The organism is Enterococcus sp. UD-01, from assembly GCF_044909655.1.
GTDB lineage: Bacteria > Bacillota > Bacilli > Lactobacillales > Enterococcaceae > Enterococcus_L.
Genome location: NZ_JBIYEU010000007.1, coordinates 100,207 through 115,612, shown reverse-complemented (window position 1 = coordinate 115,612; position 15,406 = coordinate 100,207). Strand labels below are relative to the sequence as shown.

Genomic DNA, 15,406 nt, shown 5'->3' with positions numbered 1-15,406 from the left:
GCGTGAATTAGTAGCAGAAATAGTTATTTTAGGAGGAATTGTGATGAAGAAAATCTTGGTACTACATACTGGCGGAACGATTTCCATGTCTAAAGAAGCAGACGGCAATGTCGCGCCGAATGCCTCTAATCCACTGTTAAATCAGGAAAAGCTTTTAGAAGGAAAGGTTCATTTAGTAGTAGAATCAATTTTCAATATCCCTTCTCCTCACATGACTTTGGCGCGTATGCTGCAGTTAAAGCAGCGAATACAAAAGGCCTATGTAGAAGGAATCGACGGCGTTGTGATTACGCATGGTACAGATACGTTGGAAGAAACGGCTTATTTTTTAGACATTACGCTGGAAAATCGTTTGCCTGTAGTGTTAACCGGAGCGATGCGTTCAAGCAACGAAATTGGTTCTGACGGCTTATATAATTTCATCAGTGCCGTCTGGACGGCTTGTTCACCAGAATCAGCAAACAAAGGAGTACTGGTGGTGATGAATGACGAGATTCACACCGCACGCTATGTAACCAAAACCCATACCACAAATGTAGCTACGTTTCGTACACCCACCTTTGGCCCAATTGGTATGATTGCCAAAGAGAAGACCTTTTTTGCCAGTGAAGTAAGTCCACAAAAGGTTTGCGACATCCACACAGTTGCTGGAAACGTACCTTTAATTAAAGCTTATGCCGGTATGGATGGTAGTCTGTTTGATTTGATTGCTAATGATCAAACGGACGGGGTAGTGATTGAAGCACTGGGTGCTGGCAATCTGCCACCGGAAACACTGCCGGCAATCAGTCGATTGCTAGAAAGAGCCATCCCTATTGTTTTAGTCTCTCGCTGCTCCAACGGCATCGCTGAGGATATTTATGATTATGAAGGCGGCGGCGTAAATTTGAAAAAAATGGGCGTTATTTTCTCTCGCGGTCTAAATGGACCAAAAGCTCGAATTCGCTTAATTGTTGCTTTAAATAGTGCGCTTAGCTTGAAAGAACGTCATGAATTTTTAAGTGAATAGAATAAAATCAATAAAATTAAGATAGACGAGAAGCTGCGGAAAGTTATGTTTATACAAATGACTTTTGGACGCATTTCTTGTCTATTTTGTTTTAAAAACAACTGTTGCAATCAAAAAAAGAATGCTATAATTAAAAAATAAAAGGAGTTTCTCGTTATAATTTAATTTTACAGATCGACGGTTTAGTGCGCATGGACGTTTCTTGGTTTTTTTGTTGAAAAGATGAAAGTAAAATGAGAAAAATGTTGCATGAGTGAAGTGGCTGGCTTTTAAAAAGAACGAGAGTTATTGAAAGGAGAAATGTATGAAAAAAGGTAAGGTTTTTTATGGCTGGAAAATTCTAGTTGTGTGCACCTTGATTACGTGTTTGATGGTTCCGCCAGTTGTCGGAGTCGCCAGTCGTTTTGTCGTACCAGTGACGGCGGATCTAGGCATTTCCAGAAGTACCTTCGCGATGAGTAATACAATCGTGCAGGCAATCGGAATATTCTTATCTCCGTTGGTTTCAAAAAAATTAGCTGCGGGAGATTTAAAGAAAATTCAAACGCTTTCGATTGCCGGCTTCGCAGTAGCTTTGGCTTCCTATGGCTTTGCGCAAAATGCGATTAGTTTGTATATCTCATCATTTTTTGTCGGGTTGTTTTATATCCCGTCTACTTTTTTACCAGTAACCTTTGTGATTACCAACTGGTTTGAGTTGCATCGCGGCTTAGCGATGAGTATTGCCATGGCTGGGATTGGCTTGGGCGGATTTATCTATAGTCCCGTCGTGACATTTTTACTGACACAGGTCGGCTGGCGGGGAACCTATCAGGTGATGGGCGCTGCGATTGCGGTGATTGTTCTGCCTTCCGTCTTTTTTATCATTAGAAAAAATCCTTCTGATCTGGGCATGGAACCATTAAAAGGCACAGCATCTGCAAAAGAAGAAGTGACTGTTTCAAAAGCAACAACGATGACCATGCAGACTGCCCAAAAGAAATCATTCTTTTTCTTATTTTTAATTGGTATGCTGCTTAATGGCATTATCAATAACGGCGCAATTGGAAATTTTGCTCCGGCGATGGAAGATAAGTTTGGTATTGGCGTTGCGACTGCCGTTGTTTCATTGTATTCATTAATTGGTGTTGGCGGGAAAATCTTTCTTGGCTGGCTCAATGATAAATTTGGCTTAGCTGTCAGCATTATTTTTGGCTGTGGAGCATTTGGCGCCTCGTTTATCTTTTTAACTTTAGGCAACGGCATCACTTCTGCCTATTTGATGGCGCTAGCCTTTGGATTAGGCTTAGGAATAGGAACCGTTACACCGCCGTTAGTGACCTCGGCTGTTTTTGGTCAAAAAAATTACGCGCAGGCTTACGGAATCGGCAACAGCTTCCTGCAAATTGGGATGGCAGTCGGGTCGTTGTTAATCGCGTTTTCCTTCGACCAAACAGGCTCCTATGATTTCGGTTGGTTTTTACTGTTGGCACTAACGATTTTAACAGCTATTTGCTGGTTGTATGCATATAATCGCTCAAAGATTTTTCAAGAAACGACAGGTGAGCTGCAGCAAACAAAAGCTGTAGAGGTAGAGTAAAAGAAAGGATGAATCAGATATGTCATTGAAAGAAAAGCTATTTCAGACATTGAAACAAAAAGAACCGCGCATGATTGAAATTAGACGTTATCTTCATGAAAATCCTGAACTTTCATTTAAAGAATATCAGACGGCCAAGTATATTGCTGATTTTTATAATGGCAAGGATTGCTCGGTTCGAACAGGTGTTGGCGGCAATGGCGTTGTCGTCACGATCGACAGTGGTAAACCAGGACGTACCGCGGCTTTAAGAGCGGATTTTGATGCTTTACCTATTCAAGAGGATACAGGTCTGCCGTTTTCCTCAAAGGTGCCGGGCGTTATGCACGCATGCGGTCATGATGCACATACTGCATATATGTTGATTTTAGCTGAAACCTTGATTGAATTAAAAGATGAATGGTCTGGAAAAATTGTTATTTTACACCAACATGCCGAAGAGCTTCCACCGGGTGGAGCAAAGAGCATGATCGCTGATGGTTGTTTAGATGGAGTAGATAATGTGTTTGGGCTGCATTTGATTAGTAATCTAAAAAACAGTACGGTGTATTATCACGCTGGTGCTGTTCATACTGGACAATCAAGCTTTAAGATTGATCTTTACGGCAAGGGCGGTCATGGTGCGATGCCGCAAGATACGCATGATACGATACTAGCTGCATCTGACTTAGTGGTGAGCTTACAGTCTATTGTTAGTCGCAGAGTAGATCCTTTTGATATGGCGACACTTACCGTTGGTCGTTTTGAAGCATCCGGTGCGCCGAATATAGTGAATGCGCACGTCCTGTTGGAAGGCGATATCCGTACCTTGTCGGCTAAGGTGCAGCAGCTGATTGAAGTAGAGTTTAAGCGTGTGCTTGAAGGAATCGCTACAATGTATAATGTGACGTATAACTTGGATTATCGGCATAATTATCCGGTGACGGTTAATGATGAAAAGCTGACGGCTTTTGTCGAACAAAGCTTGAAGTCTGCAAATATTCCTGAGATTGAAGCTGTTTTGGATTCTGGAGCGCAGGGACCTTCGGAGGATTTTGCCTATTATGCGAAAGAGCGGCCAAGCTGCTATTTTCATGTAGGTGCAGCGGCAAAAGACGGTACCTTTTATCCGCATCATAACCCTAAATTTATGATTGATGAAAATTCAATGCTGATTGCAGCAAAAGCTATGGGGAATGTTGTTGTTGATTATTTAAATGAATAATTAGAAAAAAGCGTGAGCTTCAAGTCAAACCGACTCAAGGCTCACGCGCTAATTATTTTTGGTTTCTTGTTTTTTACCGGTAATTTGTAAATTGTAAATCAATTGGCAACTCTAATTTTCTTAGTAAGGCAATAACGCTTTGAAGATCATCGCGGTTTTTACCAGTTACGCGGATTTTATCTTCTTGGATTTGCGACTTTACTTTCAAGCCGGAATTTTTGATCGCTACGTTAATCTTTTTAGCATTGTCTTTATCAATGCCGCTGATGAGTTCACCATATTGGCGGGCGGTTCCGCCAAGCGCTTTTTCACTGTCTGAAAACTGAATATTTTTGATTGGTACGCCTCGTTTGACCAGTTTGCTAAATAAAACGTCTTTGACTTGCTCTACTTTATAATCATCTTCTGCAACGACCACTAATTGATTGTTTTCCAGCTTAATGTCTGCAATGGAGCCTTTAAAATCAAACCGATTCTTGATCTCTTTCATGGCGATCTGCATAGCATTTTTAACTTCTTCCAGATTTAATTCAGATGTTACATCGAAACTCGCTTCTTTTGCTGCCATTCGCTAACCTCCAGTATTATTTCTTACTTTTATACTACCATTAAATAATAAAGAAACAAGTCTAAACTGCTGATTTTTCCACTGCTCTACAAAAGATAAAAAAAGGCAGCGAAATTCATTAAAAAGCTCCTCATTTAAAGGACTTTTGCTTTTCTTTTTAGAAGGAAGCTGTTATTCTAATTCGGGGTCTTTTTTATAGAAAGAAACGATGGGGAAAATGGAGGAGTCTAAATGAGCAGATGGATGCTTTCGTATAAACAAAGTGAAACAGTAAAGAAATTCATTGTTATTTTTATAACCGGAATTCTGGTTGCTTTAAGCCTGAATTTTTTCTTAATTCCAGCCAATGTTTTTTCTGCGGGAATGAATGGCGTAGCACAGGTGATTGCGGCTTTATTATATACGCATTTGGGCATTACCATTGACACGGGCTTATTTATTCTTTTATTGAATTTACCAATTTTTCTGTTAGGGTTTCTTAAGCTGGGCAAAGAATCAACGATTTACAGCTTTTTAAATGTCGCTTGGGTCTCTATCACCACGATAATTATTCCGATTCATGTAGTAACTGAAAATCCGTTGATGAATGCCATTGCCGGCGGGGTGCTGATCGGTATTGGTGCAGGCTTGTCTTTGAAGCTGGGCTTTACTACAGGCGGAATGGACATCGTCTCACTGGTTCTTTCGAAAACAACAGGGAAGACAGTGGGCAATTATATGTTTATGCTAAACGGCATTATTGTATTGATCGCAGGCTTTGTCTTTGATTGGGAAAGTGCGTTGTATACGATTATTTCGATTTATTGTATGACACAAGTGGTCGATATGATTCATACCAGTCATCAAAAGGTGACGGCGATGATTGTCACTGTGCAGCCGGAAATCGTTACTCAGGCGATTTCTGAAGAGTTAGTAAGAGGAATGACGCTACTGCCGTCAGTAGGTGGTTATTCTGGAGCGCAAGGTCAAATGATTATGATGGTGATTACGCGCTATGAATTATATGATTTGGAGCAAATTGTTCATGAGGTCGATGAGAATGCCTTTATGAATATCGTTCCTACTCATTCCGTTTTAGGACGCTTTGCAAATGAGGATGAACAGCGCATGCTGAAAAGTACAGGGAATTTACCTGAAATAAAACAGCCGAAAAAAAAGCAGCGATAATGTTAGGCGTTCAACAAAATCAAAGCAGTTTGTTCCTAAATATATAGGACAGACTGCTTTTTTGTAATAAGATAAACAAGCATTTTTTATACAAAAAGCAGCATGTGTCAGTAAAATTGTGAAAGCTTAGACAAAAATTTTCTGAAAAAAGGAATTTTAGTAGAAAAGTACTAAAAAGTCTGCTAAAATATAACTGTTGGTTAAGGATACCTTAACAAATAAAGTTTTTTTAAAACTTAGGAGGAATTTTATTATGCCATTAGTATCAGGAACAGAGTTTCTTAAAGCAGCTCGTAAAAGCGGCTACGGTGTTGGCGGATTCAACACAAACAACCTAGAATGGACAAAAGCGATTTTGACAGCTGCAGAAGCGAAAAAAGCGCCAGTTTTGATCCAAACTTCTATGGGTGCTGCTAAATACATGGGCGGATACCAAGTATGTTACGATTTAGTGAAAGACTTAGTTGACTCTATGGGAATTACTGTACCAGTAGCACTTCACTTAGACCATGGTGAGTACGAAGATGCATTAGAATGTATCGAAATCGGCTATACGTCAGTAATGTTCGACGGCTCTCATTTACCATTTGAAGAAAACATCGAAAAAGCGAAAGATGTTGTTGCTAAAGCACACGCTAAAGGCGTTTCTGTTGAATGTGAAGTTGGTTCAATCGGCGGCGAAGAAGACGGCATCATCGGTTCTGGCGAATTAGCTGACATTAACGAATGTGTACAAATGGTTGCAACTGGTATTGACTACTTAGCTTGCGGTATCGGTAACATTCATGGCGCATACCCAGACAACTGGACAGGATTAGCTTTTGACCACTTACAAGCAATCTCTGAGGCTGTTGGTGATATCCCATTGGTATTACACGGCGGATCAGGTATTCCTTTAGAACAAGTTCAAAAAGCTATCTCAATGGGCGTTTCTAAAATTAACGTGAACACTGAATGTCAAGAAGTATTTGCAGCAGCAACACGTAAATACATCGAAGAAGGCAAAGACCTTGAAGGTAAAGGCTTTGACCCACGTAAATTATTAGCCCCAGGAACAAAAGCTGTTACTGAATTAGTAGAACAACGCATCGAATGGTTCGGTTCTGCTAATAAAGCATAATGAATTTCTAATAATTAAAAAACTGTCTGCATAATACATGCGGACAGTTTTTTTGTGTTGCAAATAATAAGTGCTCTTTGCTACTAATAGTCATTTATTTTTACTGATTCACCGTTTTTATGTTTTAAAAACATTAGTTTTAGACAGAAAAATGAAAAAAGCCTGAAAAGAAAACGTCTGTTACCTTTTTTATTAATCTTTAATGTGTTAGAATAGTCTGGGTATATTATAAAAAAATAAAACTATTTGTTTTACATAGATAGGTGAGAAATTTAAATGAAAAAAATTGTAATTAACGGCAATCGTCCGTTATCAGGGGAAGTTTCTATCAGTGGTGCCAAAAATAGTGCAGTTGCCTTGATTCCAGCCGCTATTTTAGCTGATTCACCAGTAACTTTAGATGGTGTACCTGATATTCAAGATGTTCACTCTTTAATCGAGATATTAGAAATTATGGGTGCCAAAACCACCTTTAAAGAAAATACGTTAGTCATTGATCCAACAGAAATTGTTTCTGTACCAATGCCTAAGGGCAAAATTAACAGCTTGCGGGCTTCTTATTATTTTATGGGCTCCTTATTAGGAAAATTCGGCGAAGGCGTTGTCGGACTTCCAGGCGGCTGCTATTTGGGACCACGTCCGATTGACTTGCATATCAAAGGCTTTGAAGCGCTAGGTGCTACGGTGACGAATGAGCATGGCGCGATGTATTTAAGAGCAGAAGACGGTCTTGAAGGAACCAGAATCTTTATGGACATGGTTTCGATTGGCGCCACCATTAATGTCATGCTGGCGGCAGTCAAGGCCAAAGGAAAAACGGTTATCGAAAATGCGGCTCGTGAGCCTGAAATTATTGATGTAGCTACTTTATTAAATAATATGGGTGCCAACATTCGCGGTGCCGGTACGGATATTATTCGGATTGAAGGCGTGGAAAAGCTGCATGGCTGTCGTCATTCCATTATTCCCGATCGTATTGAAGCAGGGACTTATTTAGCTCTTGCCGCGGCTATCGGCGAAGGTGTTAAAGTCCGTAATGTTATTTTTGAACACCTTGAAAGCTTCATTGCCAAGCTACAGGAAATGGGCGTAAAAATGACTATTGAAGAAGATACAATCGAAGTTCATCCGTCTCATGACTTAAAAATGACCACCATTAAAACCTATCCTTATCCGGGCTTTGCTACGGATTTACAACAGCCGATTACGCCATTACTATTAAAGGCTAAAGGAACAGGTGAGGTAATTGACAGCATCTATACACAGCGGACGAAACATATTCCCGAGCTTGTGCGTATGGGTGCCGATGCTTCGATTGAAGGAAATATGATTGTTTTAAACGGTCCAGCTAAGTTGCACGGTGCAGAAGTGGTTGCTTCTGACCTTCGCGCAGGCGCGTGTTTAGTGACTGCGGGTTTAATGGCTGAAGGGACAACAACGATCTACAACGTGGAATACATCTTACGCGGGTATGACCATATTATCGAAAAATTAACTGCGTTAGGCGCAGATATTGAAATGATCGAAACAGAAGAAACAGAGGTGACTAAATGAGCGACTATTTAACAATGGCCGAGCTTGAAAATAGTACGTTGAAAGACATTTATGCTTATGCAAAGGAATTCAAGATCCCTTACTATAGTCAAATGAATAAAAAAGAGTTATCTTTAGCTGTGATTCGGGCTCAGGCTGAAAAGCAGGGCTTCTTCTTCATGGAAGGGATTTTGGATATTGTTTCTCAAGACGGCTATGGTTTTTTGCGTCCAATTAATTACGGACCTAGTGCAGAGGATATTTATATTTCTTCTTCTCAAATCCGTCGTTTTGGGCTGCGTAATGGGGATAAGGTAGCTGGTAAGGCTCGTCCGCCCAAAGAATCAGAACGTTATTATGGCTTGATGCACGTTGAAAGCGTTAATGGCAAAGATCCGGAAGAAGCAAAAGAACGTCCGCATTTTCCAGCCTTAACACCGCTTTACCCCGATAAACAAATCAATTTGGAAACGACACCTGGTCGTCTGGCTACGCGCATGATTGATATTTTTGCACCGGTCGGCTTCGGTCAGCGCGGCTTGATTGTAGCTCCACCAAAAGCCGGTAAAACAAGTGTTTTAAAAGAAATTGCTAATGGCATCACAGAAAATCATCCCGAGGTTGAATTAATTTTGCTGCTAATTGATGAACGTCCGGAAGAAGTAACGGATTTAGAACGCAGTGTTAAAGGTGATGTTGTGTCTTCTACCTTCGACCAGCAGCCGCAAAACCATACTCGCGTATCTGAATTGGTTTTGGAAAGAGCGATGCGCTTGGTTGAAGACAAGCGTGATGTGGTTATTTTAATGGACAGTATCACGCGTTTGGCGCGTGCTTATAACCTAGTGGTACCACCGAGCGGCCGTACGCTAAGCGGCGGGATTGATCCAGCAGCCTTTTTCAAGCCGAAGCGCTTTTTCGGTGCGGCCAGAAATATTGAAGAGGGCGGCAGCTTAACTATTTTAGCGACAGCTTTGGTTGATACAGGTAGTCGGATGGACGATGTCATTTACGAAGAATTCAAGGGAACTGGCAACATGGAGCTGCACCTATCACGTGATTTAGCGGAACGCCGTATTTTCCCTGCGATTGATATTAAGAAATCAGGCACCAGAAAAGAAGACCTGCTGATGTCAGCGACTCAGCTGGAAGAAATTTGGAAGCTGCGTAATCATATGACAGGCGATTCTTTAGAATATACAGAGCAATTTGTCAAATTTTTACGCAAAACAAAGAGCAACGAAAAATTCTTTGAAGACTTTCAAGATGTTTCTTTTAGTAAACAACCAAAAAGAAATCTAAAAAGATAATTGCATCGATAATCAAATCATGCTATTATATTACTGTTGTATACCGACAAAATAACTCTGATGCAGCAAATGGATCAGGGCAAAGGAGCGAAAAGACTATGAAACAAGATATCCATCCAGAATATCACCCAGTCGTATTTATGGACTCAACAACTGGTTTTAAATTCTTATCAGGTTCTACGAAACATTCTGAAGAAACAGTTGAATGGGAAGACGGCAACACATATCCTGTGATCCGTGTCGAAGTTACATCCGACTCTCATCCATTCTATACTGGACGTCAAAAATTCACACAAGCAGACGGACGTGTGGACCGTTTCAACAAAAAATACGGTCTCAAAGACGCAAACGCTGCGGAATAATCAAAACATTGTTTTTAACAGACTGCAATTATTTGCAGTCTGTTTATTTGTTATTTTTGAGTGATAAAGAGGGATCTTGCTTTCTTTTATGAAAGAATTGTAAGTACCAACCGTTCGCCGAAAGCAGGTAAAAGACTGGTAAATATTGAATTAAGTAACGCGATCGTCCACCTTCAAAAAGCAATAAATATAAAAAGCTGCCTAATACTGTTAATTTTAAGGTGAAAAGGAGTGGGCTACATTTAAGCCAGCGATCTTTTTTTCGGATTGTAAAAAGCAGACCGATTAGGGTGATGATCCACAGTAAATGCATGAATAATCTCAGCATTTTTACTCTTTCTCCTTGTTGATAATAGGAGTCTCTCAAAAAAAGAGTAAGCGGGTTTTTTGAGGCTGGTGCAACTTGTGGCGTGCCATCGCGTCCCCAACTGAAATCGCCTCTGCTTGTATTGAGAAGGTGCTTTTGCGATAAAAATTTTAAGTAACCAATAAAACCATATTTTTCTAAGCGACTGATAATTTGTTTTTTGGCATAGGCTACTTTTTCTTCTTGTGTTGAAAATCCATTCGTTGCATCGGTATCGGCCTGATTAAAACCACCGGTTCCTTTTAGTCCCATCATAACAAAATGCTGCCACGGCTTGGCTTTATTCTTATCAATAATGACAATCGTTTGTTTACTTTCAAAAAAAGAAAATGCTTTTAATGTTCCAGCGAAAACAAGAAAAAAGCAAAGCACAACAGTCAATAATGGAAGTATTTTTTTTCTTGAAAAAGTCTGTAAGGGATCAAGGAACACAATGATTAAATAAGCAATCAGAAAAACAACAGACGAAGGTTTTAGTAAAAAAGCAATAGCAGTCATTATACTTAATATGGGAAATAAAATAAGCTGTTTTTGTTTGCGAATATAAGAAAATAAATAAAAAATTGAACTGATAATAGGCAACATAATTGTGTCTGTATAAGGAACCAAAATCCATGGAGACAAGCCCAAAGAAAAAATAGCTAAATAAAATGAAAGATAACCAACTTTCTCATTAAATAAATTTTTACCAGCTAAATAGATAAAGATAAAACCAAGATCCATAAAAATAATATTAAGTGATTGCCAATAAAACCAAGAAGTTCCTATAGTTGGGTGAATTAAATTTCCTAACTTGCTGAGCATCAGCATGAAAAAAAAGAAAAAGCTGTTATTAGGATTGGTTGATAAATAGTCACTGGCAAGTGTTGTTTGCCCCAATTCAGCCACCCCATTATGAATTCCACCAACATCCCAGGAAATGGGTACACTGATAAAATAAAGAATAGAAAATTGAAGAATGACTATTAAGACAAAAATCCACTTAGCAAGAGAATCATAATGGTTTTTTAGCCAGAGAAATATTTCTTTTAATTTTTGAAGCACCCATTGAGGGGAACGCCATAAACAAAAAATACTGCTGACTATTACGAAGAAAACGAACAGTTTAAAGACTAATGAGCCCAAAGAAGCAAAATCTAAGATTTTACTCTTAAATGTTCCGTATAAAGTATAGAGAATGACGACAAAGAAAATATAATTTAATAATTTAAGTAACTGTTTTTTCATGTTATACTCCTTTTTGATCTGTTACTTTTTAGTATAATTCAAGTTTATTAAGAATCAAACTAGTTTTACTGTGCAAGATTATTTTAGTTCGGTATTTATGGACTAAGTTTAGCAGCAAAGCAAAGAAACAGACAAAATAGAATGAACATGTTATGATAATTTCACTTACTAAAAGTTAGTTAAAAAGATGAAAACAGGTGAGAATATGCATTCTATTTTTCAAGAGGGTTCAAAAAAAGGTAAAAAGCTGATTTTACTGCACGGCACAGGCGGCGATGAGACTTCATTAATGGATATTGGACGTTATTTAGATGAAGAAGCCACTTTGCTGTCATTCCGCGGTACCGTTCAGGAAGAAGGCATGAATCGTTTTTTCAAAAGAAACGGCTTAAATCAGTTCGATTATGAGAGCTTGGAACAGGAAACGGATCGCTTGCTCCGGGAAATTCAGCAAATTAGTCAGGAAAAAGCAATTCCGATTAGTGAGTGGGTAATGGTTGGTTACTCTAACGGTGCCAATATTGCTGCGCATTTGTTATTGGAAAGAACTGCGGCTTTGAGGCAGGCGATTTTGTTTCATCCAATGTCGTTAGGAGTGGATTCTCAAGATTTTTCATTAAAAGACAAACAGGTCTGGCTATCAGTTGGTGCTAATGATCCGATTGTTCCAAAAGCTTCAGTAGATAAACTGGTTGAGCAACTGAAAAAGCGTGATGCTAGGGTTTCTATTTTTAAAAGTCAACAAGGACATCAAATAACGCTGGACGAATTGAACGATGCGAAAAAGTGGTTGAGCCAGATGAAGTAATTTTTAGAAGCGGAATATTTGTAGCGGTATAAAAATGGTGATATGCTTTCTATGTAATATAAAATTATTAGGAGGGATTTCACATGGCAGATTTAGACGGACGCATCAATGATGCAAAAGATAAGGTTGAAGGAACAGCAAAAGAAGCACACGGAAAAGTAACGGACGATAAAAGTAAAGAGCTTGAAGGCAAAGCACAATCAACTTTCGGTGATGCAAAAGGCAAAGCTCGTGATGCCGGTGATGATATCAAAGAAGGCGCTGAAAAATTAGGCGACAAAATCAAAGAAGGCTTTGAAGATATCAAAGAAAAATTCCAAAAACATGACGATAAATAATAAAAATAGAAACAAGAAATGAGCGGTCACATTCAAGTGACCGCTCGTTTTTTGTTTTTTAATGTAAGGAAGAAGTCATTAATTCTTTTAAAGTCGGCATGTCATGCACTTCGTATTTTTCTTTGAAGGCTTGAATTTCGGCTTCGCTGAATTTTTCCGGATCTAATACCAGCTCTTCAACTGGCAAAGGTCTAGCGTTTTGGATTTTAATGTCAATGACTACTGGACGTTCGCTTTTTTTAGCTGCTGTAAAGGCTGGCTCCAGTTGCGGATATTCTGTAATCGTAAAGCCCAAAGCTCCCAAAGCCTCACCTGCTTTTCCATAGTCAGCTCCTTGTAAAAAGACACCGAATTTTTTCTGTTCCGTATCCTCTTGCTCCGCTTCGATAAAGCCAAAAGAATCGTTTGAAAAAACAACGTTAATGATCGGTAGCTGATATTTGACTTGTGTGATGATATCCTGCATGACCATTGCAAAGCCACCATCTCCACTTAAAGTAAAGACCTGCTGATTAGGATAGCTAAGCTGAGCGGCGATCCCGCCTGGAATTCCGTTGCCCATCGTAGCGAACCAGCCAGAAGTCGTGAACTTTTGGTGTCCGTTTAAATCAAGTAGACGAATCGCATGAATGGTTGTATTACCTACATCTGTGACAAAAATCGCATCCTCTTCGGCAATCCGCTTAATTTCTTTAAAGACAGGCTCGGGACGTAAAGGTTGATCTTTCCTTTCGTTAAAGCCTTTTAGCCAGTTCACCCAATTTTCTTTATTTACCTGATTAGCATGAAGCCACTTGTCGGCAGGACGGGCTTCACCTAGATCAACCATGCGTTTCAACGCTTCTTTAGCATCACCTAAAATAGCGACGTCCGTTTTGTGACGACGGCCAAGTTTGGCTGAATCAATATCAATTTGAATAAATTTAGCGGTTGGATTGAAAAAGTTTGCGGCAAAGGGAAAGTCACTGCCGGCAAAGACAATGAGATCCGTTTCCGCTAACACTTCGTTGCCGGGTTTAGTCGCAACACGTCCGGCAAAGCCAAGGAAATTTTCATAAGCATCGGGCACAATTCCTTTGGCTAAAACGGCGGCAACTATCGGCATAGAGAAATGTTCAGAAAAGGCTTTGATTTCCGGCCAAGCACCGCGAGTTCCTTGTCCAATGTAAAGCACTGGTTTTTCAGCAGCTTCAATTAGAGGAACGGCTTTTTTTATGTCTTCATATTCCGGCATGACTAAACCAACCCGGTGATTCTTAGCGGTCGAAATTTCCTGCAGCGGAATATCCTTTGTGCCAAAATCAACCGGAATCGTTACTACTGCCACGCCTTTATATTGATAAGCAGCTTTAATTGCTTCATCAACGATGTGGGGCAGACTTTCAGGAGTCATAACGGTACGGTTATAAACACTGACGTCCGCAAACATTGGATTTTCATTGAATTCTTGAAAAGAATTATAATTCATGGCAGTCGAAGCTACCTGTCCCAGCAGAGCTAAAACCGGGACGTGATCCATTTGCGCATCATACAATCCGTTAATTAAATGCGTTGCTCCCGGACCGGCTGAACCAAAGGCCACACCGATTTTTCCCGTTAATTTGGCATCAGCAGCAGCGGCCAGCGCTCCGACTTCTTCATGCCGAACTTGGATATATTTAATTGTTTCACGCTCCTGATATAAGGCATCCATCGTTGAGTTGAAGGAACCGCCGGGAATCCCGTAAAGGTGGTCCACACCCCAACTTTCCAATACTTTGACCATTGCAATGCCTGCATTGATTGTTTCTGTCATTAGGCTCACTCCGTTTCTTTATTCGCTTTCAATTTAAGTATACTCTTTCCCAACAGCTGAACCAAATGAAAGCATTCTTAAGTTTAATATAGTCATAAAATCATGAATATGATACAGTTGTTATAGAATGATTGTCGAAGGAGAGGAAAATGGATGTTTAGTGACTGGCTCTTATCTTTAGAAGCTTGGCAGCAGGCGTTGGTCGGAACTGGTTTTACTTATTTGATGACTGCGTTAGGTGCAGGTTTAGTTTTTTTCTTTAAAGAGATTAAAAGGGATATTTTAAATATGATGCTGGGCTTTGCTTCTGGTGTGATGATTGCGGCCAGTTTTTGGTCTTTGCTGGATCCGGCGATAAAACAAGCAGAAGAAAACGGTAGTATTGCTTGGCTTGTGGTAAGTTTTGGCTTTGGTCTCGGCGGATTGTTTCTGTACATCGCTGATAAAACCTTACCGCATATGCACTTTGGACCAAATCATGAAAAGGAAGGCTTGCCCAGCCATTTAAAGCGTACGATTTTATTAGTTTTTTCAATTACCTTACATAATATTCCGGAAGGCTTAGCAGTTGGCGTGGCTTTTGGCGCAGCCAATTCTGCAGAGGATCCTCAAAAAGCAGTACTGGCCGCCATATCAGTAGCTTTAGGAATTGGCATCCAAAATTTTCCGGAAGGTGCGGCAGTTTCGATTCCACTTCGTCAGGAGAGCTTAAGCCGGAAAAAAGCGTTTCTATATGGTCAAGCCTCCGGTATCGTGGAACCGATTGCAGGGATCTTAGGAGCGGTTTTAGTAACGAAGGTAACCATCATGCTGCCCTATGCATTAGCTTTTGCGGCCGGAGCCATGATTTACGTTGTGGTCGAGGAATTAATTCCGGAAGCACAACAAACCGCCAGCAGTAAACGACATTTCGCTGTGTTTGGTGTTATGCTAGGCTTTATCATTATGATGATTTTAGATGTTGCTTTGGGTTAAATAAAAAAACGAGAAACTGTTGGCAGCAGTTTCTCGTTTTTTTG

14 protein-coding genes are annotated in these 15,406 nt (G+C 40.0%); 11 read left to right on the top strand and 3 right to left on the bottom strand.

Annotated elements, in window-relative coordinates:
- Window positions 1-43 precede the first annotated feature (43 nt).
- The 3 genes from ABH902_RS08250 to ABH902_RS08240 all read left to right on the top strand — a co-directional run bounded on the left by ABH902_RS08250 (window position 44) and on the right by ABH902_RS08240 (window position 3,792).
- Window positions 44-1,009, top strand: coding sequence for an asparaginase (locus ABH902_RS08250; protein WP_404590233.1), 966 nt, complete (start codon window positions 44-46; stop codon window positions 1,007-1,009).
- A 304-nt stretch (window positions 1,010-1,313) separates the two neighbouring features.
- Window positions 1,314-2,588 carry an MFS transporter gene (locus ABH902_RS08245; protein ID WP_404590232.1) on the top strand — a complete coding sequence of 425 codons (1,275 nt, stop codon included), beginning with the start codon at window positions 1,314-1,316 and terminating at the stop codon, window positions 2,586-2,588.
- Window positions 2,589-2,607: 19 nt separating this feature from the next.
- Window positions 2,608-3,792 carry an amidohydrolase gene (locus ABH902_RS08240; protein ID WP_404590231.1) on the top strand — a complete coding sequence of 395 codons (1,185 nt, stop codon included), beginning with the start codon at window positions 2,608-2,610 and terminating at the stop codon, window positions 3,790-3,792.
- A 73-nt stretch (window positions 3,793-3,865) separates the two neighbouring features.
- Here the strand turns inward: ABH902_RS08240 and ABH902_RS08235 are convergent, their stop codons facing one another.
- Window positions 3,866-4,360 (bottom strand): YajQ family cyclic di-GMP-binding protein, encoded by a 495-nt coding sequence (locus ABH902_RS08235; RefSeq protein WP_404590230.1) that lies wholly within the window; start codon window positions 4,358-4,360, stop codon window positions 3,866-3,868.
- A 231-nt stretch (window positions 4,361-4,591) separates the two neighbouring features.
- Between ABH902_RS08235 and ABH902_RS08230 the strand changes: the two genes are divergently transcribed.
- The 5 genes from ABH902_RS08230 to ABH902_RS08210 all read left to right on the top strand — a co-directional run bounded on the left by ABH902_RS08230 (window position 4,592) and on the right by ABH902_RS08210 (window position 9,852).
- Window positions 4,592-5,527 carry a YitT family protein gene (locus ABH902_RS08230; RefSeq protein WP_404590229.1) on the top strand — a complete coding sequence of 312 codons (936 nt, stop codon included), beginning with the start codon at window positions 4,592-4,594 and terminating at the stop codon, window positions 5,525-5,527.
- Window positions 5,528-5,780: 253 nt separating this feature from the next.
- Window positions 5,781-6,647 carry a class II fructose-bisphosphate aldolase gene (locus tag ABH902_RS08225; protein WP_404590228.1) on the top strand — a complete coding sequence of 289 codons (867 nt, stop codon included), beginning with the start codon at window positions 5,781-5,783 and terminating at the stop codon, window positions 6,645-6,647.
- A 276-nt stretch (window positions 6,648-6,923) separates the two neighbouring features.
- A complete protein-coding gene (locus ABH902_RS08220) occupies window positions 6,924-8,201 on the top strand; it encodes a UDP-N-acetylglucosamine 1-carboxyvinyltransferase (protein WP_404590227.1) in 1,278 nt (425 codons plus the stop codon).
- Entirely contained in the window at window positions 8,198-9,490 is a 1,293-nt protein-coding gene (gene rho, locus ABH902_RS08215; protein WP_404590226.1) for a transcription termination factor Rho, read from the top strand. Before ABH902_RS08220 ends, rho begins: the two co-directional genes overlap by 4 nt.
- Window positions 9,491-9,588: 98 nt before the next feature.
- The gene (locus tag ABH902_RS08210) at window positions 9,589-9,852 is read left to right on the top strand and encodes a type B 50S ribosomal protein L31 (protein ID WP_069661962.1); all 264 of its coding nucleotides are present in this window, start codon (window positions 9,589-9,591) and stop codon (window positions 9,850-9,852) included.
- A 43-nt stretch (window positions 9,853-9,895) separates the two neighbouring features.
- On the opposite strand, the gene ABH902_RS08205 is transcribed toward ABH902_RS08210, so the two are convergent.
- Window positions 9,896-11,446, bottom strand: a complete 1,551-nt coding sequence (locus ABH902_RS08205; protein WP_404590225.1) for a glycosyltransferase family 39 protein — start codon at window positions 11,444-11,446, stop codon at window positions 9,896-9,898.
- Window positions 11,447-11,651: 205 nt separating this feature from the next.
- Between ABH902_RS08205 and ABH902_RS08200 the strand changes: the two genes are divergently transcribed.
- Together ABH902_RS08200 and ABH902_RS08195 are read left to right on the top strand one after the other, a co-directional pair.
- A complete protein-coding gene (locus ABH902_RS08200) occupies window positions 11,652-12,254 on the top strand; it encodes an alpha/beta hydrolase (protein WP_404590224.1) in 603 nt (200 codons plus the stop codon).
- A gap of 83 nt (window positions 12,255-12,337) precedes the next feature.
- Entirely contained in the window at window positions 12,338-12,592 is a 255-nt protein-coding gene (locus ABH902_RS08195; RefSeq protein ID WP_404590223.1) for a CsbD family protein, read from the top strand.
- Between the two features lie 58 nt (window positions 12,593-12,650).
- Here ABH902_RS08195 and spxB read toward each other — a convergent pair whose 3' ends face one another.
- Window positions 12,651-14,387, bottom strand: a complete 1,737-nt coding sequence (gene spxB / locus ABH902_RS08190) for a pyruvate oxidase (protein WP_404590222.1) — start codon at window positions 14,385-14,387, stop codon at window positions 12,651-12,653.
- Between the two features lie 153 nt (window positions 14,388-14,540).
- On the opposite strand from spxB, the gene ABH902_RS08185 reads away from it, so the two are divergent.
- Entirely contained in the window at window positions 14,541-15,362 is an 822-nt protein-coding gene (locus tag ABH902_RS08185) for a ZIP family metal transporter (RefSeq protein ID WP_404590221.1), read from the top strand.
- The last annotated feature ends 44 nt before the right edge of the window (window positions 15,363-15,406 follow it).

Excerpts from the sequence above, each read along its gene's own strand:
- ABH902_RS08250 (WP_404590233.1), top strand. The coding sequence starts at position 44 with ATGAAGAAAATCTTGGTACTACATACTGGCGGAACGATTTCCATGTCT.
- ABH902_RS08245 (WP_404590232.1), top strand. The coding sequence starts at position 1,314 with ATGAAAAAAGGTAAGGTTTTTTATGGCTGGAAAATTCTAGTTGTGTGC.
- ABH902_RS08240 (WP_404590231.1), top strand. The coding sequence starts at position 2,608 with ATGTCATTGAAAGAAAAGCTATTTCAGACATTGAAACAAAAAGAACCG.
- ABH902_RS08235 (WP_404590230.1), bottom strand. The coding sequence starts at position 4,360 with ATGGCAGCAAAAGAAGCGAGTTTCGATGTAACATCTGAATTAAATCTG.
- ABH902_RS08230 (WP_404590229.1), top strand. The coding sequence starts at position 4,592 with ATGAGCAGATGGATGCTTTCGTATAAACAAAGTGAAACAGTAAAGAAA.
- ABH902_RS08225 (WP_404590228.1), top strand. The coding sequence starts at position 5,781 with ATGCCATTAGTATCAGGAACAGAGTTTCTTAAAGCAGCTCGTAAAAGC.
- ABH902_RS08220 (WP_404590227.1), top strand. The coding sequence starts at position 6,924 with ATGAAAAAAATTGTAATTAACGGCAATCGTCCGTTATCAGGGGAAGTT.
- rho (WP_404590226.1), top strand. The coding sequence starts at position 8,198 with ATGAGCGACTATTTAACAATGGCCGAGCTTGAAAATAGTACGTTGAAA.
- ABH902_RS08210 (WP_069661962.1), top strand. The coding sequence starts at position 9,589 with ATGAAACAAGATATCCATCCAGAATATCACCCAGTCGTATTTATGGAC.
- ABH902_RS08205 (WP_404590225.1), bottom strand. The coding sequence starts at position 11,446 with ATGAAAAAACAGTTACTTAAATTATTAAATTATATTTTCTTTGTCGTC.
- ABH902_RS08200 (WP_404590224.1), top strand. The coding sequence starts at position 11,652 with ATGCATTCTATTTTTCAAGAGGGTTCAAAAAAAGGTAAAAAGCTGATT.
- ABH902_RS08195 (WP_404590223.1), top strand. The coding sequence starts at position 12,338 with ATGGCAGATTTAGACGGACGCATCAATGATGCAAAAGATAAGGTTGAA.
- spxB (WP_404590222.1), bottom strand. The coding sequence starts at position 14,387 with ATGACAGAAACAATCAATGCAGGCATTGCAATGGTCAAAGTATTGGAA.
- ABH902_RS08185 (WP_404590221.1), top strand. The coding sequence starts at position 14,541 with ATGTTTAGTGACTGGCTCTTATCTTTAGAAGCTTGGCAGCAGGCGTTG.